This window comes from Candidatus Pantoea persica (assembly GCF_013753875.1).
In the GTDB taxonomy this organism is placed as follows: Bacteria; Pseudomonadota; Gammaproteobacteria; order Enterobacterales; family Enterobacteriaceae; genus Pantoea; species Pantoea persica.
Genome location: NZ_SMDS01000021.1, coordinates 96,961 through 121,658, shown reverse-complemented (window position 1 = coordinate 121,658; position 24,698 = coordinate 96,961). Strand labels below are relative to the sequence as shown.

Annotated in this window: 16 protein-coding genes and 13 pseudogenes; 8 read left to right on the top strand and 21 right to left on the bottom strand. The window is 59.2% G+C overall.

Annotation, left to right across the window (positions count from 1 at the left end; genetic code table 11):
* Positions 1-5 precede the first annotated feature (5 nt).
* Positions 6-239: a hypothetical protein gene (locus tag EIO60_RS14215; RefSeq protein ID WP_258577167.1), complete on the bottom strand. Its 234-nt coding sequence runs from the start codon at positions 237-239 to the stop codon at positions 6-8.
* On the opposite strand from EIO60_RS14215, the gene EIO60_RS14210 reads away from it, so the two are divergent.
* Both EIO60_RS14210 and EIO60_RS14205 read left to right on the top strand, forming a co-directional pair.
* Positions 214-807 carry a YhgN family NAAT transporter gene (locus tag EIO60_RS14210; RefSeq protein ID WP_258577166.1) on the top strand — a complete coding sequence of 198 codons (594 nt, stop codon included), beginning with the start codon at positions 214-216 and terminating at the stop codon, positions 805-807. The genes EIO60_RS14215 and EIO60_RS14210 overlap by 26 nt on opposite strands.
* A 111-nt stretch (positions 808-918) precedes the next feature.
* Positions 919-1,096, top strand: a pseudogene (locus EIO60_RS14205) (carbonic anhydrase); the annotation flags it as partial.
* Positions 1,097-1,134: 38 nt separating this feature from the next.
* Here the strand turns inward: EIO60_RS14205 and EIO60_RS14200 are convergent.
* The 14 genes and pseudogenes from EIO60_RS14200 to EIO60_RS14130 all read right to left on the bottom strand — a co-directional run bounded on the left by EIO60_RS14200 (position 1,135) and on the right by EIO60_RS14130 (position 14,298).
* On the bottom strand, positions 1,135-2,385 hold the full coding sequence (locus EIO60_RS14200) for a GntT/GntP/DsdX family permease (RefSeq protein WP_258577219.1): 1,251 nt from the start codon (positions 2,383-2,385) through the stop codon (positions 1,135-1,137).
* A 67-nt stretch (positions 2,386-2,452) separates the two neighbouring features.
* Entirely contained in the window at positions 2,453-2,989 is a 537-nt protein-coding gene (gene gntK / locus EIO60_RS14195) for a gluconokinase (protein ID WP_258577165.1), read from the bottom strand.
* 132 nt (positions 2,990-3,121) lie between these two features.
* A pseudogene (locus EIO60_RS14190) lies at positions 3,122-3,697 on the bottom strand (substrate-binding domain-containing protein); the annotation flags it as partial.
* Positions 3,698-4,342 (bottom strand): annotated as a pseudogene (locus tag EIO60_RS16960) (pirin family protein). It lies immediately after the preceding pseudogene.
* Between the two features lie 657 nt (positions 4,343-4,999).
* A pseudogene (ugpQ, locus tag EIO60_RS14175) lies at positions 5,000-5,674 on the bottom strand (glycerophosphodiester phosphodiesterase); the annotation flags it as partial.
* Positions 5,671-6,271: pseudogene (locus EIO60_RS14170) on the bottom strand (TOBE domain-containing protein); the annotation flags it as partial. The pseudogenes ugpQ and EIO60_RS14170, both read right to left, overlap by 4 nt.
* Positions 6,253-6,677: pseudogene (locus EIO60_RS14165) on the bottom strand (ABC transporter permease subunit); the annotation flags it as partial. The pseudogenes EIO60_RS14170 and EIO60_RS14165, both read right to left, overlap by 19 nt.
* 69 nt (positions 6,678-6,746) lie before the next feature.
* The gene (gene ugpA, locus EIO60_RS14160) at positions 6,747-7,625 is read right to left on the bottom strand and encodes a sn-glycerol-3-phosphate ABC transporter permease UgpA (RefSeq protein WP_258577164.1); all 879 of its coding nucleotides are present in this window, start codon (positions 7,623-7,625) and stop codon (positions 6,747-6,749) included.
* A 63-nt stretch (positions 7,626-7,688) separates the two neighbouring features.
* Positions 7,689-9,008, bottom strand: a pseudogene (ugpB, locus tag EIO60_RS14155) (sn-glycerol-3-phosphate ABC transporter substrate-binding protein UgpB).
* Between the two features lie 353 nt (positions 9,009-9,361).
* Positions 9,362-10,075, bottom strand: a complete 714-nt coding sequence (gene livF / locus EIO60_RS14150; protein ID WP_258577163.1) for a high-affinity branched-chain amino acid ABC transporter ATP-binding protein LivF — start codon at positions 10,073-10,075, stop codon at positions 9,362-9,364.
* A 1-nt stretch (position 10,076) separates the two neighbouring features.
* Complete coding sequence (gene livG / locus EIO60_RS14145) at positions 10,077-10,844, bottom strand: high-affinity branched-chain amino acid ABC transporter ATP-binding protein LivG (RefSeq protein WP_258577162.1); 768 nt, start codon at positions 10,842-10,844, stop codon at positions 10,077-10,079.
* Positions 10,819-12,108, bottom strand: coding sequence for a high-affinity branched-chain amino acid ABC transporter permease LivM (locus EIO60_RS14140; RefSeq protein WP_258577161.1), 1,290 nt, complete (start codon positions 12,106-12,108; stop codon positions 10,819-10,821). Before EIO60_RS14140 ends, livG begins: the two co-directional genes overlap by 26 nt.
* Positions 12,105-13,031, bottom strand: a complete 927-nt coding sequence (gene livH / locus EIO60_RS14135; protein WP_258577160.1) for a high-affinity branched-chain amino acid ABC transporter permease LivH — start codon at positions 13,029-13,031, stop codon at positions 12,105-12,107. The genes EIO60_RS14140 and livH overlap by 4 nt, the downstream gene beginning before the upstream one ends.
* A gap of 139 nt (positions 13,032-13,170) precedes the next feature.
* Entirely contained in the window at positions 13,171-14,298 is a 1,128-nt protein-coding gene (locus tag EIO60_RS14130; protein WP_258577159.1) for a branched-chain amino acid ABC transporter substrate-binding protein, read from the bottom strand.
* Positions 14,299-14,690: 392 nt separating this feature from the next.
* On the opposite strand from EIO60_RS14130, the pseudogene panM reads away from it, so the two are divergent.
* Positions 14,691-15,057, top strand: a pseudogene (panM, locus tag EIO60_RS14125) (aspartate 1-decarboxylase autocleavage activator PanM).
* Positions 15,058-15,104: 47 nt separating this feature from the next.
* Here panM and rpoH read toward each other — a convergent pair.
* The 4 genes and pseudogenes from rpoH to ftsY form a co-directional block, all read right to left on the bottom strand.
* The gene (gene rpoH / locus EIO60_RS14120) at positions 15,105-15,962 is read right to left on the bottom strand and encodes an RNA polymerase sigma factor RpoH (protein WP_258577158.1); all 858 of its coding nucleotides are present in this window, start codon (positions 15,960-15,962) and stop codon (positions 15,105-15,107) included.
* 241 nt (positions 15,963-16,203) lie between these two features.
* Positions 16,204-17,091: pseudogene (gene ftsX / locus EIO60_RS14115) on the bottom strand (permease-like cell division protein FtsX).
* On the bottom strand, positions 17,088-17,810 hold the full coding sequence (ftsE, locus tag EIO60_RS14110) for a cell division ATP-binding protein FtsE (RefSeq protein WP_258577218.1): 723 nt from the start codon (positions 17,808-17,810) through the stop codon (positions 17,088-17,090). The pseudogene ftsX and the gene ftsE overlap by 4 nt, the downstream one beginning before the upstream one ends.
* 5 nt (positions 17,811-17,815) lie before the next feature.
* Positions 17,816-19,342: a signal recognition particle-docking protein FtsY gene (gene ftsY, locus EIO60_RS14105; RefSeq protein ID WP_258577157.1), complete on the bottom strand. Its 1,527-nt coding sequence runs from the start codon at positions 19,340-19,342 to the stop codon at positions 17,816-17,818.
* A gap of 233 nt (positions 19,343-19,575) precedes the next feature.
* On the opposite strand from ftsY, the gene rsmD reads away from it, so the two are divergent.
* Both rsmD and EIO60_RS14095 read left to right on the top strand, forming a co-directional pair.
* A complete protein-coding gene (gene rsmD / locus EIO60_RS14100) occupies positions 19,576-20,166 on the top strand; it encodes a 16S rRNA (guanine(966)-N(2))-methyltransferase (protein WP_258577156.1) in 591 nt (196 codons plus the stop codon).
* The gene (locus EIO60_RS14095; protein ID WP_258577155.1) at positions 20,156-20,428 is read left to right on the top strand and encodes a DUF1145 family protein; all 273 of its coding nucleotides are present in this window, start codon (positions 20,156-20,158) and stop codon (positions 20,426-20,428) included. Before rsmD ends, EIO60_RS14095 begins: the two co-directional genes overlap by 11 nt.
* Positions 20,429-20,555: 127 nt before the next feature.
* Here the strand turns inward: EIO60_RS14095 and EIO60_RS14090 are convergent.
* Positions 20,556-20,900, bottom strand: a pseudogene (locus EIO60_RS14090) (DUF2500 domain-containing protein).
* A gap of 157 nt (positions 20,901-21,057) precedes the next feature.
* Between EIO60_RS14090 and EIO60_RS14085 the strand changes: the two are divergent.
* Together EIO60_RS14085 and EIO60_RS16265 are read left to right on the top strand one after the other, a co-directional pair.
* Positions 21,058-21,686, top strand: a pseudogene (locus tag EIO60_RS14085) (lysoplasmalogenase).
* 270 nt (positions 21,687-21,956) lie between these two features.
* A pseudogene (locus EIO60_RS16265) lies at positions 21,957-23,517 on the top strand (HAD-IC family P-type ATPase); the annotation flags it as partial.
* A gap of 13 nt (positions 23,518-23,530) precedes the next feature.
* Here the strand turns inward: EIO60_RS16265 and tusA are convergent.
* On the bottom strand, positions 23,531-23,782 hold the full coding sequence (gene tusA / locus EIO60_RS14075; RefSeq protein ID WP_258577154.1) for a sulfurtransferase TusA: 252 nt from the start codon (positions 23,780-23,782) through the stop codon (positions 23,531-23,533).
* Positions 23,783-23,981: 199 nt separating this feature from the next.
* Between tusA and EIO60_RS14070 the strand changes: the two are divergent.
* A pseudogene (locus EIO60_RS14070) lies at positions 23,982-24,654 on the top strand (7-cyano-7-deazaguanine/7-aminomethyl-7-deazaguanine transporter).
* The last annotated feature ends 44 nt before the right edge of the window (positions 24,655-24,698 follow it).

Sequence of the window (24,698 nt, the reverse complement as noted above, 5' to 3'; positions counted from 1 at the left end):
CCGTCTCAGTCAGCGATAATCGCTGACCTGCTTACTGAAGGGAAGAACGGAATGCCATTTTCACTCCGCTCTGCGTCATAAATGGATTTACCTATGACCAACAACTCTACAAAATGCTGCACTTCTGGCAAGTGAATTAATTCGATTGCCGCAACTTTTTCAGCAGCGCGGCTAATAACCCCGCGCTGGGATGTAAGGGATACCGTAAAACAGATGACCGAGATGATTTCCGCCACCATTTTACTGCTGCTTATTATGGATCCGCTGGGCAACCTGCCGATTTTTATGTCGGTGCTGAAGCATCTGGAGCCAAAGCGGCGGCGCGCGGTGCTGATCCGCGAACTGCTGATCGCGCTGGTCTTGATGCTGCTGTTTCTCTTCGCCGGCGAGCACATCCTGACGTTTCTTAACCTGCGCACCGAAACAGTGTCGATTTCCGGCGGCGTCATCCTGTTCCTGATCGCCATCCACATGATTTTTCCCTCTGGTGAAAGCAGCACCAGCGGGCTGCCCGCAGGCGAAGAGCCCTTCCTAGTGCCGCTGGCGATCCCGCTGGTGGCTGGCCCGTCGCTGCTGGCGACACTGATGCTGCTGTCACATCAGTATCCTAACCAGATGGGGCATCTGGTAGGCGCGCTGCTAATCGCCTGGGGCGTTACCGTCACCATTCTGCTGCTGTCGGGGCTATTTCTGCGCCTGCTGGGCGACAAAGGCGTCAACGCCCTGGAGCGCCTGATGGGATTGATTTTGATTATGCTGTCAACGCAGATGTTTTTGGACGGCATTCGGGTCTATCTGAAGCTGTAGCGGGTTGCCCGCTACCCGCTTTTTTAGTGCGTTTTTGCGTTAATGAATGTTGCGCTGCGTCTTATCGCACTACTTAATCCTTGATTTCAAACCTATTATCGCCGCGCGTGGAGCGGCAGCAACGACGATTTCGTCGATGCGGTGGCGCGCAAAAACGTCGAGCTGACCATCACCAGCATCCGTCGCAACAGCCCGGTGCTGCAGCAGCTGGAAGCGCAGAAAAAAAATCAACATCGTCGGCAGCATGTACCATCTGTCCGGCGGCAGGGTGGAGTTTTTCGAGGCGTAACAGACAAGCCGCCGCGCGGGCGCGCGACAGCTTAATACTTACGACAGCAGCTGAAAGGCGATCATGCTGACCACCGCGCCGACGGTGCCGAGAATGGTCTCCATCAGCGTCCAGGTCTTGAGCGTTTCCCCTTCGGTGGCGCCGGCAAAGCGGCCGAACAGCCAGAAGCCCGCATCGTTGACGTGGCTGATAATAATCGAGCCGCCGCCGATGCAGATCGAGAGCGCCGCCAGCTGCGCGCCGCGGTAGTGCAGCGGTTCGATCACTGGCATCACCAGACCCACCGTCGTCAGACAGGCCACCGTCGCCGATCCCTGAATCACGCGCACCGCGCCGGAGAGGATAAAGCAGGCCAGCGCGATCGGCAGACCCGCGCCGGTCAGCACATGATCCAGCACTGGGCCGACGCCGGAGTCTACCAGCACCTGCTTGAACATGCCGCCCACGCCGATCACCAGCAGAATAATACCCGCCGGCTGCAGCGCACTGCCGCACACCTGCATCACCTTCTCTTTATCCATGCCCTGGCGGTAGGCCAGCCGTAGATCGCCACCAATGTAGGCAAGCAGAATGGCGGTAAAGGGATGGCCGATAAACTCCAGCCATTCATACAGGGAAGAGCCCTGTTCGGTGAAGCGCGCGCCGATGGTTTTCAGCCCTACCAGCAGCAGCGGGAACAGGATCAGCGCCAGGCTGAAGCTGAACGAGGGCAGCTTCGCCGCATCGACGTCCGGCTGGTGATCTTCCGGCGGCGCGCAATCAGCGAGCCAAACAGCGGCCCGGCGATCAGCATGCCGGGAATGGCGGCGCACAGGCTCAGCAGAATCATCCAGCCGAAATCGGCGTGCATCTGCGGCCAGCAGCATTGGCGCCGGGCCCGGCAGCAGAAAGGCCGCGGAGGCCGCCACGCCGGCGAACAGCGGGATTACCAGCTTCACCAGGTTGTCGTGGGTGCGGCGCGCCACCGCGAAGGCGATGCTGATCAGCACCACCACCTCGAAAAAGAGCTGCAGCGCACAGATCAGGCCGGCGATGCCCATCGCATAGTGGGCACGGCTTTCGCCAAAGGTTTTCAGCATGCGGATAGCAATCTGATCCACCGCGCCCGTTTCATGCAGGATTTTGCCGAACATGGCGCCGAGCGCGACGACGAGCGCCAGGAAGCCGAGCGTATCGCCCATGCCCTTCTGCATAGTCTCCGCGATCTTGTCCAGCGGCATGCCGGAGCAGAGACCGGCGCCGATCGACACCAGCATCAGCGCGACAAAGGCGTGCATGCGCGCTTTCATCACCAGAAACAGCAGCAGCAGGACAGAGCCTGCTGCGGTTATAACACTAACGTTGCGGTACTCATGACTATCCTTTGTTGGTGGCTTCCTTGATAGCCGCAACCGTAGCCGCAATAACCTCATCCACAGAATGATTGATATCCACCGCCAGCACGTCCGGCTCGTCCGCGCCCGGCTCCTCCAGCGTCGCAAACTGCGTCACCAGCATCTGCGGTTTGAAGAAGTGGCCTTTACGCGCCTTCAGCTGCGACTCGATGGTGTCGAAATCACCCTTGAGATAGATAAAGCGCAGGTTCTCGTTACCCTGGCGCAAGCTATCGCGATAGCGCTTTTTCAGCGCCGAGCAGACGATAATAGAGATTGCCTGGGTACGCTGCATAGCGAAGGCGGCGTCGTTGATCGCCTGTAGCCACGGCTGGCGATCGTTGTCGTCCAGTGGGTGCCCGGCGGCCATTTTCAGGATATTGGCGCGTGGATGAAGAAAATCGCCGTCAAGAAAGGCGGTGTTCAGCTGATGAGAAACCTGGTTAGCGACAACGGACTTACCGCTGCCTGAAACGCCCATCAAAATAAAAACGAGATGGGCCGAGGATGGAATTGTCATTTTCTGCTCTGGCAGGTAAATGCTGCCAATGTTACCAATAACAATGCTGGTTGCCATTGTGTTAAGCCCGTTACGGACTCGCAACCCTGTTTACCTGGAAAAGCATGAAAGTGTGAACTGACTCATAAAATCAGAGGGCACTTTTAGCCCCTGGCGCTGACATTCGAACATCGCGCCCACCGCCAGATCATCATTGGTGCAGAACAGGCTGTCAGTTTGCGGATAGCGACGCAGAGCCTCACAAAGCAGCATGCCGCCTGTGCTAAAAGAGGAGGCCTCCTCCATCACCACGCTGTGCGGCTCCAGCCCCGCTTCGCGCATCGCGGCTTCATAGCCCTGCTGCTTTTGCAGCGTGCGCTCGTCAAGGCGCGCGCCGAGGTAGACGGTATGGCGATGGCCTTTGCCGAGAATGGCGTGGGTCATCTGGCGCGCCGCTTCAACGTTGTCGAAGCCCACCGCCATATCGAGGCCGGGCGAGACGCTATCCATCATTTCGATCTCCGGAATGCCCGCGACCTCCAGCATACGCAGCGTGGCGGGCGTATGGGTGCGCTTAGTCATGATAAACCCGTCGATGTTCCAGCCCAGCAGCGAACGCAGCTGCAGCTCCTCTTTTTGCGGGTTATAGCCGAAGTAGGCCACCAGCGTCTTGTAGCCCGCCTCGTCGGTGACGGTTTCGATATCGCGCAGCACGTCGGCGAATACTTGTTACACCGGCGGCAGATCGAACAGCAGCACTTCCGCGTCGCTGCCCGCCTCAATCGTCAGGCTCGCATTATCCCAAATAGCGAACGCGTCGCTGGTGCCGGCGGTTTTGCCATTGACGCGAACGTCGCCTTTCACCACCTGGATCCAGATGCGGCGGCCAGCGTCGACCGCAACCTGCTCTTTTTCACCCGCGCTCAGCACCCAGCGCGACAGCGTCATATCCTGATAGACCTTCAGCGAGCCTTCACGCACGTCCGGCGTCAGCACGAACTGGCGTCCTTTGACGTCCGGGAAGCGGCGCTGATCGTAACGCGGCTCGATGCCCGTGCGCTCTGGGATAATCCAGATCTGATAAAGATGCAGCGGATCGCGACTGCTGGCGTTGTACTCCGAGTGACACATGCCGGTGCCGGCGCTCATAATCTGAAACTCGCCCGCCTGGATCTGCTCTTTATTGCCCATGCTGTCCTGATGCTCGACGGTGCTGGAGAGCACGTAGTCAGGATCTCCATATCCTTATGCGGATAAGTGCCGAAGCCCTGATCCGCCGCGACCACATCTTCATTAATCATGCGCAGCGCCGAAAAGCCCATAAAATTCGCGTCGTGGTAGCTGGCGAATAGAGAAAGTGTGCCAGCTTTCCAGCCAGCCGTGGTTGGCGTGACCGCGTTCTTATGCTTTACGTAGGTAGATCATGTTCAGTTCTCCTCAATGTTTTAAGGCAGTCTGAACCTGAGTCGAATTGATTGATAGCTGAAAACTTCACGCGTCTGTTCAAAAATGGTGAACAAGCGTCAGGGGCAAGATGAGCGCGGCTGAATGAAGCGGCAAAAAAAGCCAGCACCCGAGCTGGCTAAAAAATACTGGAAGCAATGTGAGCAATGTCGTGCTTTCTGGTTTGTCTGGCGACGCCCCGAGAACACATAGCAATAATAATCATTATCATTCGAGTCTGTAAAGGGATTTATGATCTTTTCTGTTGATTATTAATAAGAATTCCTTGATTTTTGAAAGGGATTGCTGTCCAACCACAAGGAGAAGCCCGATGGGTGAGATTGTTGTTCGCCACATTACGCCTGAAGATGCTGCCGCACTGATACAGATTTATAGCCAGCCGGACACCATGGCGAATACGCTATATCTGCCGCTGCCTTCGCTGCAAAAATGGCAAGAGCGGCTGAGCCATCTCTCTCCGACGGGACATTCACTGGTCGCCTGTATTGAAGAAACCGTGGTTGGCCAGTTGGCGCTGGACGTTATAGCAACCGCGCGCCGCCGCCACTGCGCCACGCTCGGCATGGGCGCCCGCGTCGGGTCGTTTACCGTGTAGAGCAGGATATGCAGGCCCGCCTCCTTCAGCGCTGGGACGCTCTCTGCGTCGAGCAGCTTATGGTTAAGGTGGATGGAGACGCACGCCAACGGGGCGGTTTTCGCCTGCCATGCCTCACTCCACTCATCCAGTAGCAGGCCGCGCGGCAACGCTGGCTCCACCTGCATCGCCGTCTCCAGCGCCGCATACGAGAATGACGAGAGCAGCGGCGCGGTCATGCCCTGCCACAGCGTTTTTGCCGCGTGGGCGATAGCGCGGCCGGTTTCCGCCTCGCTGCCGGTGGTCGGTTTGATTTCGATATTCGCCATCATATTTATTGTGCTGCCGACAGCACGTCGCCACATCCGGCAGCAGTGCCAGCGGTTCGCCGTCGAAGGCGTTGCCGAACCAGCCCACCCGCGTCGAGCTGCGCCAGCTTCTCCCTCGGCAGATCGCCCGCCACGCCCTAGCCATTGCTGGTGCGATCCAGCGTATCGTCGTGCAGCAGGAAAATCTGCTTGTCCTGCGACAGCTTGGCGTCGAATTCGATCATGGTATGGTCATAGCGCGCGCCGACGTCAATCACCGCCAGCGTATTTTCTGGGGCCAGCTTGCCGCTGTCACGATGGGCGACGATATGAGGGATAGGGCCAGTTTTGCTTGCTCATTCCAGACGCTTTCCGCTTGTTGAATCGAAGTAGTGTAAAGCCATCCGCCGGCAGATGCAGCCGTAGCGTGCTGCCCGCCTGCGGGCGCTCGTTGTGCGGCAGGCGCGCCACCAGCGGCGTTTCGCCGATGCGGCCGTGCGCCAGATTGTCGGCGCCGAGCAGCTCCAGCGTCTCAACGCCCAGCGGCAGGCCGTCGTGCTCGCACGGGCTGACCTGAATGTGCTCCGGCCGAATGCCCAGCGTTACGCTGCGGTTGGCCCATCTCCCTTTGCTGTCGTCCAGCGGCAGCGAATGGGAGTTTTCGATCACGAAGCGCGTGCCGTCGCCGCCAATCTGGCCGCACATTAGGTTCATCGCCGGCACGCCGATAAGCGAGACGACGAACTAGCTGGCGGGCCGCTCATAAATCTCCACCGGTGTGCCGATCTGCTCGACAAAACCTTTGTTCAGCACCATCACGCTGCGCCAGCGTCATCGCCTCGACCTGATAGTGCTTGACGTAGAGGCTAGCGGCTCGTCGAACAGAAACACCGCCGGCTCGCGCACGGTGGCGCGTCCCATCGCCACGCGCTGGCGCACTGCGTCGGCGATCCGCTGGTGGAGATCATGCTTTTGATCCCCGCCACCACGGTGCTGAGCGAGGCGTCGTTGACGATCAGCAGCGGCCAGAGATACTGGTTGCAGCCATAGATAAAGGTGATGACGAACAGAGCCGCTAGGTTGGTTTTCGACAGCGGCAGCACGATATCCCAGAAAAAGCGCAGCGCGCTGGCGCCATCGATGCGCGCCGCTTCGAGCAGCTCGTCCGGCAGCGAAAGAAAGAACTGGCGGAACAAAAGGTCGCGGTGGCGGAAGCCGTCAGCAGCAGCGTCAGGCCGCTGTAGCTGTCGAGCAGGTTGAGATCGGCGATCACCTGCACCGTGAGAAAAATTCGCACCTCGACCGGCAGCATCAGGGTGATAAAGATCAGCCAGAGAAAGAGCGAGCGCAGTGGAAAGCGGAAACAGAATAGTCAGCACGCCCAGCACCAGCAGCGTGTGGCTGAAGATATCCAGCCCGCGACGATTTTCAATCATTGGTACTGTACCTTACGCTCAACGAAGCGGAACCGAATAACGGTCAGGCCGATCACCAACAGCATCAGCACCACCGACTGCGCCGCCGAGGATGAGAGATCCAGCCCGGTGAAGCCTTCGCGGTAGATTTTGTAGATCAGCGTCGTGGTGGCCTGCACCGGCCCGCAGCCGGTCGCGGCGTCGATCACCGGGAAGGTGTCGAAAAAGGCGTAAATCAGGTTCAACACCAGCAGAAAGAAGCTCACCGGCGTAATCAGCGGCAGTGACAGGTTGAAGAAGCGTCGCACCGGGCCGGCACTGTCGATCGCCGCCGCTTCCACCAGCGATTTGGGAATAGACTGCAGCGCGGCGAAAAAGAACCGGAAATTGTAGCTCATCTGCTGCCAGACCGACGCCACCACGATCAGAAACATCGCCTGGCCGCTGTTCTGCGCATAGTTCCAGTTGTAGCCCAGCTGGTTGAGGAAATGGCTAATCAGGCCGAGGCCGGGATTGAACAGGAACATCCACATGTCCGCCGCCACCGCGTAAGGCAGCAGCAGCAGCAGGGTCTGATAGAGTTTGCGCAGGCGAATCACGTAATCCACCAGCGCCGCCAGCAGCAGCGACAGCACCATGCCGCATACCGTTACCAGCATGCTGAACACCAGGGTGGTCCAGAAGGCGTCGAGATAGTAGCTGTCCTGAAACAGGCGCTTAAAGTTGTCTAAGCCGACAAAGGTGCTGGAGAGGCCAAAGGGATCGAGGCTCTGTAGCGAATACCACAAGGCTTCGCCAGCCGGCCAGAGAAAGAAAATGGCGGTAATCAGCAGCTGGGGTAACACCAACAGATAGGGTAAGGGACTGGTGCTAAACACCGGACGGGATGAAGACATAGCGTACTCTGTCAGAGATTGTGATCGGGGCCAGCAAGCGCTGGCCCCCTTTGCCGATCAGGGTTATTTCACCTGCTGCTCAAAGCGGCGCAGCAGTTCGTTGCCGCGTTTGGCAGCATTGTCGAGCGCGGACTGCGGCGACTGCTTGCCGTTCCAGACGCTTTCAAGCTCTTCGTCGACAATGGTGCGGATCTGCGGCATGTTGCCCAGGCGCATGCCTTTGGTAAACGGCAGCGGATCCTTGTTCAGCATCTGACGCGTGGCGATATCCGCGCCGGGGTTTTTGTCATAGAAGCCCTGCTGCTTGCTCAGCTCGTAGTCGGCGGTGTTGATCGGCAGGTAGCCGGTCTTCTAGTGCCACTCGGCGGCGATCTCCGGCTGCGCCAGGAACTGCATAAATTCCGCGACGCCCTCGTAGGTACCAGCGTCTTTGCCTTTCATCACCCACAGGCTGGCGCCGCCGATAATGGCGTTCTGCGGCGCGTTCGGCACGGTATCGTCATACGGCATCATGCCGACCCCGAAGTTAAATTTGGCGTAGTGCTTGATGTCCGCCAGCGAGCCGGACGAGGCGGTGGTAATGCCGCAGTCGCCGTTGTAGAACTTGGCGGTGGACTCGTCTTTACGACCGAAGTAGGTGAAGTCGCCTTTTTTGTTCATATCCTCCAGCATCTGGATATGGCGCACCTGCATCGGCTTATTGAACTCCAGTACCGCGTCGGTTCCGTCAAAACCGTTGTTTTTGCTGGCGACCGGCAGCGCATGCCAGTCGCTGAAGTTTTCAATCTGGATCCAGCCCTGCCAGCCGCTGGCGTAGCCGCAGCTGACGTCCGTTTTGCGCAGCGCGTCGGCGTCTTTCGCTAGCACTTGCCAGGTTTTCGGCGGCTAATTCGGGTTCAGGCCCGCTTTTTTAAAGGCGTCTTTGTTATAGTGGAGCATCGGCGTGGAGCTGTTGAACGGCTGCGAGATCAGGTGGCCGCTGGCATCGCTGTAGTAGCCCGCCACGGTCGGCACAAACTGTTTTTCATCAAACGGGATACCGGTATCCTGGAAGAACTGATGCACCGGCACGATGGCTTTCGACGCCATCATAGTGGCGGTACCGACCTCATACACTTGCAAAATGGCGAGCGCTTTGTGCTAGTACGTACCGCTGCGATCCCTACCGCAAGACTCTGTTCGTAGTTACCTTTGTAGGTAGGGACAATTTTATAGTCGGGATGTGCCTGGTTAAAACGTTGCGCCAGAGAGTCAACTTCTTTGCCTAACTCACCCTCCATAGAGGGCCAGAAAAGAATTTTAGTGGCGGCCAGCGCATTGCCGCTTATGGCCAGGCCCAGAACCGCACTCATTAGTGCTACGACGAAAAGTAAACACGGACATAGAATTTTCCTGTGCAGGTAGGTACGCGCGATATCACGCATTTTTTGTTCGCGAAGTAACATGATACGCGGAAATGACGGATTAATAACAGATAAATGACAGCCAGATGACGGCAGGATGAAGGGAAGAAGGTCTGTTTAAAGCTGATTAGCGAAACGGTTATGAAGCGCCCTGACCGCAATTTGCTAATGCACTTTTGTCGAGGGCCGTCGGCGGCGCAGCCAGTTCGGCACCGGCCAGCGTGCAGCATCCGGAGCGTACATGAGTACGTGAGAATTACTCGCTGTGCCCGCCCCCTCAGGGCCGCCCTTACAGGCGTTCAAGTTGCTAAAGCAACTTGTGCGAGCACTGCCCTAAGCCCCGAGATAGGCGCTGCGAACGGCTTCGTTGGAAAGCAGGGCTTCGCCTGTATCTTCAAGCACCACATGCCCGTTCTCCAGCACGTAGCCGCGATCCGCCAGCTTCAGCGCCTGGTTGGCGTTCTGCTCCACCAGAAAGATGGTCATATCCTCTTTGCGCAGCTGCTCAATGGTGTCGAAGATCTGCTGAATGATGATTGGCGCCAGTCCCAGCGACGGCTCATCCAGCAGCAGCAGGCGCGGCTGGCTCATCAGCGCGCGGCCGATCGCCAGCATCTGCTGCTCGCCGCCGGACATGGTGCCGGCGCGCTGGATTTTGCGCTCCGCCAGCCGCGGGAAGAGCTCATAGACGCGCGCGATGCGCGTCTGGTACTCCTGGCGGCTGGCGAAAAAGCCGCCCATCGCCAGATTCTCCTCTACCGTCATGCGCGAAAAGACGCGCCGTCCTTCCGGCACGATGGCGATCGCCTCGCGCATGATGCGCGCGGTCTGCCAGTCGGTAATCACTTTGCCGTCAAAGGTAATGCTGCCCTGAGTGGCGCGCGGCTCGCCGCACAGCGTGCCGAGCAGCGTGGTTTTGCCCGCGCCGTTGGCGCCGATCAGGGTGACGATTTCGCCCTGGCTGATATGCAGGCTGACGTTTTGCAGCGCCTGGATTTTGCCGTAGTGCGCGCTGACGTTGTTAACGGATAACATCGGGTTTGCCATGTTACGCCTCTCCTAAATAGGCTCGGATCACGTCCGGATTGTTACGCACCTCTTCCGGCGTGCCGTTGGCCAGCGGCGTACCCTGGTTCACCACATAGATACGGTCGGAAATGCCCATCACCAGCTTCATATCGTGTTCAATCAGCAGCACGGAAACCTTGTGCTCGCCGCGCAGTTCGGCGATCAGCTCGTCCAGTTCGTGCGTTTCTTTCGGGTTCAGCCCTGCCGCCGGTTCGTCCAGCATCAGGATCTCCGGCCGCGTCACCATGCAGCGCGCGATCTCCAGACGGCGCTGCTGGCCGTAGGCCAGATTACCCGCCTGACGGTTGGCAAGATCGAGCAGGCCGATGCGCGCCAGCCAAGTGGCGGCGCGATCCAGCACCTCGCTCTCGCCACGCCGGAACGCCGGGGTTTTAAACAGGCCGGAAAAGAGGCCGCTCTTCAGATGCTGATGCTGCGCCACCAGCAGGTTTTCGATCACCGTCATCTCGCGGAACAGGCGCACGTGCTGAAAGGTGCGTACCACGCCCATGCGGGCGATCTGCTGGCCGGGCAGGCCCTCAAGATGCTGCTCGCGCAGCTTGATGGTGCCGCCGGTCGGCTTGTAGAAGCCGGTCAGGCAGTTAAAGACGGTGGTTTTTCCCGCGCCGTTGGGGCCGATAAGCGAGACGATCTCCTGCGGGCGCAGCTCCAACGCCACATTGTTGACCGCCAGCAGGCCGCCGAAGCGCATCATCAGGCCTTCAACGGCTAATAAAGGCTGACTCATGCTGCTCTCCTTGTTTCTGCTTCAGTTTCAGGTGCGGACGCTTCATCGGCAGCAGCCCCTGCGGACGCCAGATCATCATCAGCACCATCAGGCCGCCCAGCACCAGCATACTGTATTCATTCAGATCGCGCATCAGCTCGCGCGACGCCACCAGTAGGATCGCCGCGAGGATCACGGCGAACTGCGAACCCATGCCACCCAGCACCACGATCGCCAGCACAAAGGCGGACTCGACGAAGGTAAAGGATTCCGGACTGACGAAGCCCTGGCGCGCGGCGAACAGCGTGCCGGCGAAGCCAGCGAAAGCGGCGCTGATGGTAAAGGCGGTCAGCTTGATGCGCGTCGGGCTGAGGCCCAGCGAGCGGCAGGCGATCTCATCTTCGCGCAACGCTTCCCACGCGCGGCCCAGCGGCATGCGCAGCAGGCGGTTGATCACAAACATTGTCAGCGCCACCAGCAGCAGCGCCACCAGGTAGAGGAAAATCACGCGGTCGCTGGGGTCATACTTCAGGCCGAAGAAGTCATGGAAGGTGCTCCAGCCGCCCTCGGAAACTTTGCGGCCGAACTCCAGGCCGAACAGCGAGGGTTTCGGGATATGCGCGATGCCGTTGGGGCCGCCGGTAATGGCGGTGTTGTTCAGCAGCAGAATACGCACGATCTCGCCGAAGCCGAGGGTGACGATCGCCAGGTAGTCGCCGCGCAGGCGCAGCACCGGAAAGCCGAGCAGCAGGCCGAACAGCGCCGCGACGATGCCCGCCAGCGGCAGACACTCCCAGAAGCCGAGGCCGAAATAGTGATTCAGCAACGCAAAAGTGTAGGCGCCGATGGCGTAGAAACCGCCGTAGCCGAGCACCAGCAAGCCGGAAAGACCGGCCACCACGTTCAGCCCCAGGCCGAGCATTACGTAGATCAGCGTCAGGGTGGCGATATCCACCGCGCCGCGCGACACAAAAAAGGGCCAGGCCACCGCTACCACCATCAGCACCAGCATAAACAGCTTCTGCTTAGGGCTTGAGCCATCAATACCGGGCAGCACCAGCGCCGTGCCAGAAATCTTCTTCAGGCCGCGCTGCCAGAACGGGCGCAGCAGCTGGAACAGAAACACCACGGCGCAGCCGACGAAAATCCAGTTCCAGCGCACCTCGCCGGCGCTATGCACCACCAGCTGCATGCTGTCAAGGCCGAGGCGCATGCCCATAAAGAAGCTCGCCAGCACCAGCAGCATCACGGATGAGAGCAGCGCGTTGATAAAGGAGGATTTCATACTTTCTCTACCTCCGGGCGGCCAAGAATGCCTGTCGGCATCACCAGCAGCACCACGATCAGCAGCGCGAAGGAGACCACGTCTTTATATTCGGTGCTGAGGTAGGCCGAGGTCAGCGCTTCGGCGATGCCGAGCACTAGGCCGCCGATCATTGCGCCCGGAATGCTGCCGATGCCGCCCAGCACCGCGGCGGTAAAGGCCTTCATTCCGGCCATAAAGCCGATAAAGGGGTTGATGGAGCCGTAGAACTGGCCGAGCAGCACGCCTGCTACCGCTGCCATTGCCGCGCCGATCACGAAGGTCAGAGAGATAACGCGGTCGGTATTGATGCCGAGCAGGCTCGCCATCTTCAGATCTTCGGCGCAGGCGCGGCAGGCGCGACCCATGCGCGAATAGCGGATAAACAGCGTCAGCGCCAACATTGCCAGCAGGGTCACCAGCCAGATGACGATCTGCATCGTCGATACCGTGGCGGCGAAGCCGTTGCTTTCGCCCAGCGTCCACTGCCCGTTGATCAGGCTCGGCAGCGCCAGATCGCGCGAGCCCTGCGTCAGGCTGACGTAGTTTTGCAGGAAGATCGACATGCCGATGGCGGAGATCAGCGCGATTAACCGCTTCGATGCGCGCACCGGCTTGTAGGCAACGCGCTCGATGCTCCAGCCGTAGGCGCTGGAGATCAGAATCGCCATAACGAAGCCGGCGGCGATCATCAGCCAGGCGGTGTCGATGCCCATCATCATCAGGGCGGCTATTACGATAAAGGAGACATAGCTGCCGATCATATAGACCTCGCCGTGGGCGAAGTTGATCATGCCGATAATGCCGTAAACCATGGTATAACCGATGGCAATCAGCGCATAGGTGCTGCCGAGGGTGACCCCGTTAAGCATCTGCTGAATAAAATAGAGAAACTGCTCGGACATAGTGAGGACCTGCTCAGGAGCAAAAAAAATCCCCTTTCTGCTCAACGGAAAGAGGCCAGGACAGAAGGGAGGCCGCCGCAAACCGGCGTGCCTCTCTTCCTTCCCTCCCTCTCCCGCCGGCAGGAGAGGGTCTGTTCAATTACTTAACGGCAGTAGAAGAGCCGTCTTTGTGCCACTTAAAAACGCCGAACTCGAAGCCTTTCAGATCGCCCTTCTGGTCCCAGCTCAGGTTTGCCATCACCGTCGGCACCGGCCCGCTGCCCTTCAGGCTTTTCACGATCTCTTCCGGCTCGTCGCTCTTGCTGCGCTCGATACCGGCCGTCAGCGACTGGATCGCCGCGTAGGTGGTCCAGACAAACGGACCGGTCGGATCTTTGCGGTTCTGCGCGCTGTTGGTTTTAATCGCGTCGACGATTGCCTTGTTTTCCGGCAGCTGGTCATAACGCTTCGGCAGCGTCACGTAGATGCCTTCAGACGCGTCGCCCGCGATGTTAGACAGTGAGGCGTTGCCCACGCCTTCCGGTCCCATAAAGCCGGCATTCAGACCAGCCGCCTTCGCCTGACGCAGGATCTGGCCCATTTCCGGGTAGTAGCCGCCGTAGTAAACGAAATTGACGTTCTCTTTTTTCAGGCGCGCGATCAGCGTAGAGAAATCTTTGTCGCCGGCGGTGATGCCTTCAAACAGCACCACGTTGCCGCCTTTGGCCTTCAGGGTTTTCTGGACCGACTCCGCCAGTCCCTGACCGTACTGCTGCTTGTCATGCACTACCGCGATACGCTTCGGCTTGATCTGGTCAAGGATATAGCTGGCGGCTGTCGGGCCCTGATCGGAGTCGAGGCCGGTGGTGCGCATAATGGTTTCATAGCCGCGTGCGGTCAACTCCGGCGCGGTTGCCGCCGGGGTGATCATCAGCACGCCTTCATCGTTATAGATATCAGACGCAGGCTGAGTAGAAGAGGAGCAAAGGTGGCCGATAACATATTTGATGGCGTCGTTGACGACCTTGTTCGCCACGGCGACAGCTTGTTTCGGGTCGCAGGCGTCGTCATACTCTACGCCCACTAGTTTGTTGCCGTTTACGCCGCCTTTAGCGTTGATATCCTTAATTGCCTGCGCAGCGCCGGTGAACTGCATATCGCCATACTGCGCGACCGGGCCGGTAATGGCGCCCACAATCGCAATTTTAATGTCGGCAGCCAGGGAGGCGTGGCTCATCGCCAGCGCAACGCAACCCGCCAGTAATGCGCGGCCTTTACTCATTTTCATGCAGACTTCCCCATCTTGTTGTGTCTGTGATTTGCTGTTGCTACCGGATAAAGCTGAAAAATGATGTGTTATTAAGCACTTAGCGAGCTGTCCGGTATTTGTTGGTAATAAGGCTTTATTTTTCAGGTTATTAAACAGGAAGTTTCTTCTGTAAATCAACTGACACATTGGGATACAGCCGCACTGAACAGCATAATCCTCTGGTTGTTCTGCAGGCTTGCCGCCATTTTCCCAGCGCGTTATGCTGGCTTTTGCGCCACTTGTTATTCTTTACTTCCATCATCCTAGCATCCAGACCATCTTTTGACCTGTTTTCATCATAAAAAAGTGACGGCGCTCTGACTGTCTAAATTCGCTACACTAGCCTCTTTCGATTAGTACAGGTGTTTATTATGAAACTCACGATTTTGCGCCTGACGACGCTGACGGCGCAGGACCAGAGCGATCTGGCGAAAATCTGGCCGGGGGAAGATCTGGCGCAGCTAAGCAGGGACTGAGTGAAAACCACCGGCTTTATGCGGCGCGCTTTAATGCGCGCCTGTTGGGCGCGTTAAAGCTGGAGATCGTCGGCACGCAGGGAAAGGTTTCGCAGCTGGAGGTGCACGAGGTAACGCGCCGTCGCGGCGTAGGTCAGTATCTACTGGAAGAGACCATGGCGCAGAACGGTTTGCTCTCCACATGGTGGGTGGCGGATGACGGCAGCGCGATCGCGCCGCCTTTATGCAGGCCTGCGGCTTTCGCGCACAGGTTGATGGCTAGGTAAAATAGCGAGCAAAAAAAGGGCGACTTCGCGTCGCCCATTTTCGTTATGCTTCTATCGCCATGCGCAGTTTTTCCATAGCGTTTTTCTCCAGCTGCCGCACACGCTCGGCCGAGACACCGTAGCGATCCGCCAGCTCCTGCAGCGTGGTTTTGTTCCCTTCGTCCAGCCAGCGAGCACGGATGATGTGCTGGCTGCGCTCGTCGAGGCCCAGCATCGCGTCATTCAGCTTGTCGGCGGCGTGCGCTTCCCAGTTATCCTCTTCGATGCCGTCGGCGAAGTCGGAGGTTTTATCCTGCAGATAGAGCACCGGCGCCATCGCTTTGCATTCGCCGCTCTCATCATCAGCGGACATATCAAAGGTCATATCCTGCGCGGCCATACGCGATTCCATTTCGCGCACGTCTTTGCTGCTTACGCCCAGTTCACGCGCCACCATCTCGACTTCGTCCTGGTTGAACCAGCCCAGACGCTGCTTGGTTTTACGCAGGTTAAAGAACAGCTTGCGCTGCGCTTTGGTGGTAGCGACCTTCACGATACGCCAGTTGCGCAGCACGTATTCGTGGATCTCGGCTTTAATCCAGTGCACGGCGAAGGAGACCAGACGTACGCCCACTTCAGGGTTAAAACGACGCACCGCCTTCATGAGGCCGATGTTGCCTTCCTGAATCAGGTCCGCCTGCGGCAGGCCGTAACCAGAGTAATTACGAGCGATATGAACTACAAAGCGCAGGTGAGACAGGATCAGCGTCTTGGCTGCATCCAGATCGCCCTGGTAATGCAGCCGTTCAGCCAGCGCTTTTTCCTCTTCTGCCGACAGCATCGGCCAGACGTTGGCAGCCCGAATGTAAGATTCTTGGTTGCTAAGAGGAGCAATAGCTAAAGTTTGCATTTCTTTGGTCATTCAAATCCTCACATAGTCATTAAGTTGCTGCATCTTCCCTTTACGCAGACGTTACCTTAAGTCAACGTCAGAGAAAATCCGAAAGCAATCTGTGCTACTTCGAGTAGCTAATTTATCCACAGGTCAAATTATAGCAGTGAATATTTTACACACAGATGACGAGGCAGGAAGAGAGGCGGTTTCTCTGCGCCCGGATCGTCGGCAGCAGAGGAATATTATATCAAAAAAACATTGCAGGCGGTTACTGAGGCGTAAAACGACGTAAATGTTGCACCGTCGACAGCCAGGCGGCGATCAGCAGCAGCAGCCCTTCGTCCCATGAAAAGCCCTCCAGCACGAAGGCGGTGCCGAAGACCTGCGCCACCACCGACTACAGGCACAGCACCAGCACCTCGGAGAGGATCAGCAACAACACCGCGCCGCTGAAGCCGAGCAGCGCGCCGCCGTAGAGGAACGGGCGCAGGATAAAGCCATCGGTGGCACCGATCAGCTTCTGCACGTTAATGGTGTCGCGCCGGGCGAAGATGCTCAGCCGCACGCTGTTGCCGATAACCAGGAACACCGCCACGATCATCAGGATGCCGATCATCGAGGCGACCTGACCCACCAGCCCGGTCAGCGCCGCAAGACGGGCGAACCCGCTGTCGTCCATGCGCACCTCATCGACGCCCTGCACCTTCGCTACCGTATCGTGCAGGTTTTGCATGGTGTCGGAGTTCTGAAAATTGAGCTTCGGCGTCACGATCGCCACCGCCGGCAGCGGGTTCTGCTCCAGCATATCCATCGTACCGCCAAAGCCCGACCAGTTGCGGAATTCGTTCAGCGCCTCTTCGCGCGTCAGATAGTTGATGCTGTCGACGCCGTCGACCTGCTTCAGCTGCGCCAACACATTTTTTTCCGCGGCGGTGTCGTCCAGCGTTTTCGAAAGATAGACAGTCAGCTGCGGCGCCGGTTACCACTGTGTCGCGGCCTGGCTGACGTTCTTCCACACCATATAGCAGACGCTGGGCAGCGTCAGCGAGATAGCGATAACTATGACCGTCAGCAGCGTCGCCAGCGGCTGGCGGTACATATCCGACAGGGTGCCGCGCCATGCGTAGCGCCACTGCTCTTGCCAGCCGCCCTTCAGTGCTTTGCTTTTGGACGGCGCTTTGGCTTTCGGCGCGGCGGGACGTTTATTGCGTCTATTTCGTGGCCTCCATGCAGGCGTCCCTGATTGAGCGTCATCACGCGATAGTGACGTCGCGCGAGCAGGCCGCTGTCGTGCGTCGCCATTAGTACCGTCACGCCCACGCGGTTGAACTCCTCAAACAGGCGCAAGATATCTTCCGACAGCGCGTCGTCGAGGTTGCCGGTCGGTTCATCCGCCAGCAGCACGACGGGCTTGTTCACCACGGCGCGCGCGATACCGACGCGCTGCTGTTCACCGCCGGAGAGTTGAATCGGAAAGCTTTTCTCCTTGTCGAGCAGGCCGACCTTATCCAGCGCAGCCGACACGCGACGGCGAATATCTTCGCCGCTGGCGCCGGAAATAATCAGCGGGATCGCCACGTTATTATAGACCGAGCGGTCCATCAGCAGGTGGTGATCCTGGAAGATCATGCCGATCTGTCGCCGCAGAAAGGCCACCTCGATGTTGCGCAGCCGGGAAATGTCGTGGCCGCTGAACCAGATTTGGCCCGCACTCGGCCGATCAATGCCACAAATCAGCTTCAGTAAGGTGCTCTTGCCCGCGCCGGAATGGCCGGTCAGAAACGCCATTTCGCCCGTGCGCAGATGAAAATCCACGCCCTGCAGCGCCTGACGTCCACCGAGATAGGCCTTACTGACCTCTTCAAAGCGAATTATCCCAATTAGTCCTCTTGGGCAAACAGTGACTCAATAAAATCCTCGGCCTTAAACGGCCGTAAATCTTCAATGCCTTCTCCGACGCCGATATAGCGTATCGGGATACCGAACTGATCGGCCACCGAAAAGATCACGCCGCCTTTCGCCGTGCCGTCCAGCTTGGTCAGGGTAATGCCGGTCAGGCCGACCGCTTCATGGAAAAGCTTCGCCTGGCTGATGGCGTTCTGGCCGGTGCTGGCGTCGATGGTGAGCATCACCTCGTGCGGCGCATCCATGTCCAGCTTTTTCATCACGCGGGTGATTTTCTTCAGCTCCTCCATCAGATGCGATTTGTTCTGCAAGCGTCCCGCCGTATCGGCGATCAGCACGTCGACGCTGCGCGCTTTCGCCGCCTGGATGGCGTCGAAAATCACCGAAGCGGAGTCTGCGCCGGTATGCTGCGCCACCACCGGAATGTGGTTGCGCTCGCCCCAGACCTGCAGTTGCTCGACGGCGGCCGCGCGGAAGGTGTCGCCTGCCGCCAGCATCACCGACTTGCCCTGCGCCTGATACTGGTGCGCCAACTTGCCTATGGTTGTGGTTTTGCCCACGCCGTTGACGCCGACCACCAGGATGACAAACGGCGCTTTGCCGCTGACGTCGAGCGGCGCGTCAACCTTCGCCAGGATGCCTGACATCTCCGCTTTCAGCACGCCGTAAAGCGCTTCCGCGTCACGCAGCTGCTTGCGGTTCGCCTGCTGCGTCAGGTTGGTGATAATGCGGCGCGTGGTTTCGACGCCAACGTCGGCGATCAGCAGCTGCTCTTCCAGCACTTCGAACAGATCGTCGTCGATTTTCTTGCCGCGGAACAGGCTGATAAAGCCGGATCCCAGATACTGGCGGGTCTTCACCAGGCTGCGCTTCAGACGCGCGAAGAAGCCCTCTTTGGGCGGGCGCTCCTGCTCCTGAGCGACGATCGGCGCGGCGGCGAGCGGCAGATCTCTGACGGTATATTGCGCTTCCGCCTGGTCTGCGGCCTGCACGCTGTTTTGCTGGCGCGCCGCGTCGGCAGCCATCTCTTCCTTACGGGGCGCCTCTTCGGCAGCCGCCGCAGCAATCTCATTCAGCTGGCGTGTCTCTTCGGCGGCAACCTCAGCCGCCGCCTCGTCCTGCGGCGCCTGCGCTAACGCCATCGCCGCCAGCTCGTCGTCATCCAGCAGCGGCTCCTCTTCCAGCAGCGTTTCCGGCAACATCTTCTCCACTACCGGTTGCGGCGCAAGGGGGGGCTCTTCTTCCGGCACGATCTCTTCCGACGGCGCGATAATCGCTGCGTCTTCTGCCGGATGATCGACCGTTTCCACGCCCAGCGCGGCGTCGAGCTGCGCGTCGGCAACCTTCTCGGTCACCTCGACGGTATGCGCCGCGTCCGCTTCCGCCTGCGCTAACGCCGGCTCTTCCGGCTGCTGCTCAGAGGGGTCCGCAGGCTGCTGCTTTTCTTCTTCTTTGCCAAATCCCAGCCAAGAAAAAAAGCCACGTTTTTTCTCTTTTGCCATTGTGTGACCACACTCCGCTATGGCGTCATCCTGGTCGGTCGCTGTTTCCAGGGGATAGAAATGAGTTCTGGTTTATCGCCAGCAGGGCGAAAAACGGCAGAATTATGTATTACTTCAGAAACTCATTAGTCTAACACTTTCCAGCCAGCGCACTACAGCACCCTTTTTTAACGTTTCTTCTCACCGATTAGCCCGTTAAACTACGCAATAAATTATGACGAGTTGTGAGCAAGATGAGTAACCCTCCTCGCAGCGCCGGACAGATCAAAATCATCGGCGGCCAGTGGCGCGGTCGCAAACTGCCGGTGCCGGACAGCGCCGGGCTTCGTCCTACCACCGCTCGCGTGCGTGAAACGCTGTTTAACTGGCTAGCGCCCGTGCTGCCGCAGGCGCGCTGTCTCGACTGCTTTACGGGCAGCGGCGCGCTCGGGCTGGAGGCTCTGTCGCGTCATGCGGCGTCGGTCACGCTGCTGGAGCTGGAGCGTCCCGTGGCGCAGCAGCTGGAAAAAAACGTGCAAACTCTGCGCGCCAGCGCGGCGAAAGTGGTCAACGCCAATACCCTCAGCTGGCTGGCGGCTGCCGGCGAGCCTTATGACGTGGTGTTCGTCGATCCGCCGTTTCGTAAAGGGCTGCTGGCGCAGACGCTACAATTGCTGGAGCAGAATCGCTGGCTGGCAGAGGAGGCGATGATCTACGTGGAAAGCGAAGTGGAACACGGCGCGCCGCCGGTGCCCGCCAGCTGGTCGCTGCACCGAGAAAAAATCGCCGGGCAAGTGGCGTATCGTTTATATCACCGACAACAGGAGACATCTGATGTTGCTTAATTTAGGTCGCCTGTTGACGCTGTGCATCTGGGCGTTTTTGCTGTTCAACCTAGTGGCTCCCTACCCGAAGCCGCTGCGCTACTTTATTCACTTTGCGCTCTTTTTCATGGTGCTGGTGCACGGCCTGCAGCTGACGCTGCTGCGCGCCACCCAGCCGAAAGACGCGCCGCCCATCGACCACTGGACGCAGACGAAGATCTTTCTGGTCGGCGTGTTTGAACTGCTGGCGTGGCAGAAAGCTAACTTTCCGAAGAAGAAGTAACAGAGAGCCAGCGCGCTGGCCGGGACGGAGAAGCATTCGCGCTGCGTCCCGTGCCCAGTTGCTGTCCGGGGCGGCAAGCAGGCCGCCTGTCGCGTCGCCTGCCCCGCCAACCTCGATTAACGCCCTGCTAGTTAACCGGCGTAAAGCTGACGAAGCGCGATCCCTGCATTTTCAGCTCGCCCCTGGCGCCGGTATCCATCTGGTTATAATCGCGATCACCGACAATCGCCTTGATATCTCGGGATGAAACCAGGCCTCATAGCGCATATCTTCGCCGGCGATCACTTCTCGCTGGCGAGATCGGCGACTGGGCTACGGGTATTCCCGCTTGGTTTTGACCTTCACCGTCAGGGTGCGCACCGGCGACACATCGTTGACGGCGGCTTCGCGTCGCTGCTTGATAAACTGCCGGGTCGCCAGAACGGCGATCACGGCCAGTACGATAAAAAAAGAGTAGCGGTGGTTTGCTCATGGTTTTTTCCGTCTTGTTCAGCCCTGAAAAGCAGTGTGAGGGAAGCATACAACCAGAGTTGCCTGATTGTCACATTGCAAGGCCGTAACCTAAACTGGGATCTACTTGTCGGGAATTTGACCATCTGATGGACAGGTTGTCCTTTAAGGGAGCTGCGATGCTTTGGTCCTTTCTTGCCGAACTTTTCTCTGGCTGGCTCTATGTAGACGCATCCTATCGCGGCCCGCATGGCAGCGCTGGCTGTTTAAGCCCATTACGCTACTATTGCTGGTAGGCTGGGCGTGGCAGGCGCCTGTGCTGCAGGCCACCGACTACCTGATCATGGCCGGGCTGGCGGCGACGCTGATCGGCGACGCGCTGCTGCTGCTGCCGCGTCAGCAGATGCTCTACGCGCTGGGCGCCTTTTTCCTTTCTTACCTGCTTTACACCCTCTACTTCGCCGCCAACATGACCATGACCTTCTACTGGCCGATTCCGCTGACGCTGCTGATTATCGGCGCGATCACCATCGCGACCATCTGGAGTCGACAGGAGACGCTGCGCTGGCCGATCTGCACCCTTATCGGCATGGCGTTGGTGATGACCTAGCTGGCTGCCGAGCAATATTTTTTCCGACCGAGCGACGACAGCTTTACGCTGATCGTAGGTGCTGGCCTGCTGCTGCTGGCAAATATTATCCGGTTCGTCAGCCATTTCCGTCGTCGCTTCCGCGTCGACAGAGCCATTATTGCCGCCTGCTATTTTGCCGGGCACTTTATGATCGTCCGCTCGCTCTGGCTGGTCTGAGATAACCGCGCTTGACTCTGGAGTCGACTCCAGAGTGTAGGATGCAGTAGCGGGCGGCGTCGCCCGCCCGTTACTGGAGGTTATATGCATCATTATCACGCCTGCGGCTACCAGCGCCACGCCCATTCAGCTACACCCCTGTGCGCCATCCTCAGCGCGTCGCCCACCAGCCTCACTGTTCGCGCCGCCTCGCCCGTTCAGCATTAATGCGGCGGTAATTGCTGCGCGACAGAGAGCAGCGTCGGCAGCGAGGACGACAGGCGGCCCGTCGCTTCTTCCGTTCAGCCTGAATGCGACAGCGGTTGCTGCACAACAGACAGCCGTGCCGATGGCACGTCTGACGACGAGGGCGACAGACTTCGCGCCGCCCAGCGGCTCAGCTGGCGCGTCAGCGGCATGGACGGCCCCGGCTGCGCCCGTACCCTTGAAACCGCCGTCGGCCAGTTGCTGGACGTCATTCGCGCGCGCGTAGTGTTCGCCAGTGAAAAGCTGCTGGTCGACGCCCGCGCCGATATCTCCGCCGCGGTAGAAAAGGCGGTTACGCGCGCTATTTTTCAGCTTTACCGCGACGCGCCGCCGCTGCTCGCCAGCGCGGCGCTGAGCCAGTTCGCCCCGCGCTGGGGCGACGGATTATTTATCCTCACCACGCTGGTGAGCTTATGGCCGGTGGCGCGTAGCGCATACCGGCGCGCGCGCAGCGGCGTGACGCAGTTGATGGCGCTGCGCCTGGAGAGCGCCACCAGCGTAGATCGTCTGGTTGAGATTGAGGTGACGTCAAAGCCGGGCGAAAGCACCATCGACCGCATTCTGACGCTGATAGAAGAGGCGGACAGCCATCGCGCGCCGGTAGAGCGCTTTATCGATCGCTTCAGTCGTCTCTATACGCCGCTGATTATGCTGCTGGCCGCGCTGGTAATGGTGCTACCGCCGCTGCTCGGTTTCGGCGACTGGCTGCCGTGGATCCACAAAGGGCTGACGCTGCTGCTGATCGGCTGTCCCTGCGCGCTGGTGATCGCCACGCCTGCGGCGATTACCTCCGGCCTCGCCGCCGTGCGCGCCATCACCTTCGACAAGACCGGCACCCTGACCGAGGGCAAGCCGCAGGTCACCGCAGTGTTCGCTTTCGCCACGGCGTCGGAGGATGAGCTGCTGGCGCTGGCGGCAGCGGTAGAACAGGGTTCAACCCATCCGCTGGCGGCGGCGATCGTGGCCGCTGCCGAGGCACGGCCGCTGACCATGCCGCAGGCGAGCGGTCAGAGGACGCTGGCGGGCAGCGGCGTCGCCGCGCGGATCGACGGCGCACAGGTGGAACTGCTGTCGCCAGGCCGCGCCGCCGCCCTGAACACCGCGCAGCGCGCGCAGATTGCGCAGCACGAAGCACAGGGACGAACGCTGGTGGCGATCCTGCGATTGCTGGCGAGCTGGGCATCGACTATCGCGCCGGCCTGCTACCCGCCGATAAAGTCAGCGGCCGTTCAGGCGCTGAGCCAGCAGCAGCCGCTGGCGATGGTCGGCGACGGCATCAATGATGCGCCCGCGATGAAAGCGGCCGCCGTCGGCATCGCCATGGGTAGCGGCAGCGACATCGCGCTGGAGAACGCCGACGCGGCGCTGACGCGCGATAACCTGCCGGCTGGCGTCGCTGCTGGCGCTGGCGCGGCGTACCCGCGCCACGCTACGGCAGAATATCGCCATCGCGCTGGGGCTGAAGGCGCTGTTTCTGGTGACGCCCCTGCTGGGCTTTACCGGCCTGTGGCTGGCGGTGCTCGCCGATTCCGGCGCGACGGTGCTGGTCACGGCGAACGCGCTACGCCTACTGTGCACGCGCTAGCCGACGCGCGATATCAGGCGCCGAGACCCTTCTGGATCAGATAGCGATAAGGTAGGGTTTCGGTCTGCTGCGCCAGCAGGCGGTGCTCCATAAAGCGGCAAAATCCGGGAATATCGCGTATGGTTGCGGGATCGTCGGCGACAATCAGCAGCGTCTCCCCGTCCTGCATGTTACGGACCGTTTTACGCATGATCATCACCGGTTCCGGACAGCGCAGGCCGAACACGTCAAGATGGTAATCGGCCGTCGGGAAGGTATCGCTCATAATACACTCGCTCTAAATCAGGGGTGCTCATTTTAGCGCGCAGCCCCTCAGACACAAGACGAGAACGATTGCGTTAAAATTAACCATTGCGTAAATAGCACAGCGCGGTAATATGCCGCGGTTTTTTAATTCGGCACCGTCACGCGGCTCTAGTTGCGAGGCAATGGGTTCCCTCACCCCAATATGAAAAAGGTCCACTATGATCGAATTCTCTCTGCGTCAGCGTCAGCACGCGCTGATCTGGCTCTCGCTGTTTCACCTGCTGATGATTATCTCCAGCAACTATCTGGTGCAGCTGCCGGTTTCCGTTTTTGGCTTCCATACCACCTGGGGCGAGTTCAGCTTCCCGTTTATCTTTCTGGCGACCGATCTAACGGTGCGGATTTTCGGCGCGCCGCTGGCGCGACGCATTATCCTTGCGGTGATGATCCCGGCGCTGTTCGTCTCCTATATGGTGTCGAGCCTGTTTTATCAGGGTCAGTAGCAGGGCTTAGCGGAGCTGCATAACGTCAATCTGTTCGTGGCACGCATCGCCTGCGCCAGCTTTATGGCCTACGCGCTGGGGCAGATCCTCGACGTGCACGTCTTTAACCGCCTGCACAAGCTGCCGCAGTGGTGGGCCGCGCCTGCCGCCGCCATGTTTCTCGGCAACGTCAGCGATACCCTCGCCTTCTTCTTTATCTTTATCGCGTTCGACAAGAGCACCGATCCCTTTATGGCAGCACACTGGGTCGAGATCGCGCTGGTGGACTACAGCTTATAAGGTCCTTATCTGCCTGGTATTCTTCCTGCCGGCCTATGGCGTTCTGCTTAACGCGATGCTGAAGCGCCTGGCGGAGCGCACGCAGCGTCCGCAGGTAAATTTTAGCTAATCCACCATAGAGCCTTTCTTCACGACCCGCTAAGATCTGCTGAC

What these genes read in the sequence shown, in the direction of transcription:
- EIO60_RS14210 (WP_258577166.1), top strand. Translation starts at nt 214, where the DNA reads ATGACCGAGATGATTTCCGCCACCATTTTACTGCTGCTTATTATGGAT.
- EIO60_RS14215 (WP_258577167.1), bottom strand. Translation starts at nt 239, where the DNA reads ATGGTGGCGGAAATCATCTCGGTCATCTGTTTTACGGTATCCCTTACA.
- EIO60_RS14200 (WP_258577219.1), bottom strand. Translation starts at nt 2,385, where the DNA reads ATGAAAGCGCGCATGCACGCCTTTGTCGCGCTGATGCTGGTGTCGATC.
- gntK (WP_258577165.1), bottom strand. Translation starts at nt 2,989, where the DNA reads ATGACAATTCCATCCTCGGCCCATCTCGTTTTTATTTTGATGGGCGTT.
- ugpA (WP_258577164.1), bottom strand. Translation starts at nt 7,625, where the DNA reads ATGTCTTCATCCCGTCCGGTGTTTAGCACCAGTCCCTTACCCTATCTG.
- livF (WP_258577163.1), bottom strand. Translation starts at nt 10,075, where the DNA reads ATGGCAAACCCGATGTTATCCGTTAACAACGTCAGCGCGCACTACGGC.
- livG (WP_258577162.1), bottom strand. Translation starts at nt 10,844, where the DNA reads ATGAGTCAGCCTTTATTAGCCGTTGAAGGCCTGATGATGCGCTTCGGC.
- EIO60_RS14140 (WP_258577161.1), bottom strand. Translation starts at nt 12,108, where the DNA reads ATGAAATCCTCCTTTATCAACGCGCTGCTCTCATCCGTGATGCTGCTG.
- livH (WP_258577160.1), bottom strand. Translation starts at nt 13,031, where the DNA reads ATGTCCGAGCAGTTTCTCTATTTTATTCAGCAGATGCTTAACGGGGTC.
- EIO60_RS14130 (WP_258577159.1), bottom strand. Translation starts at nt 14,298, where the DNA reads ATGAAAATGAGTAAAGGCCGCGCATTACTGGCGGGTTGCGTTGCGCTG.
- rpoH (WP_258577158.1), bottom strand. Translation starts at nt 15,962, where the DNA reads ATGACCAAAGAAATGCAAACTTTAGCTATTGCTCCTCTTAGCAACCAA.
- ftsY (WP_258577157.1), bottom strand. Translation starts at nt 19,342, where the DNA reads ATGGCAAAAGAGAAAAAACGTGGCTTTTTTTCTTGGCTGGGATTTGGC.
- rsmD (WP_258577156.1), top strand. Translation starts at nt 19,576, where the DNA reads ATGAGTAACCCTCCTCGCAGCGCCGGACAGATCAAAATCATCGGCGGC.
- EIO60_RS14095 (WP_258577155.1), top strand. Translation starts at nt 20,156, where the DNA reads ATGTTGCTTAATTTAGGTCGCCTGTTGACGCTGTGCATCTGGGCGTTT.
- tusA (WP_258577154.1), bottom strand. Translation starts at nt 23,782, where the DNA reads ATGAGCGATACCTTCCCGACGGCCGATTACCATCTTGACGTGTTCGGC.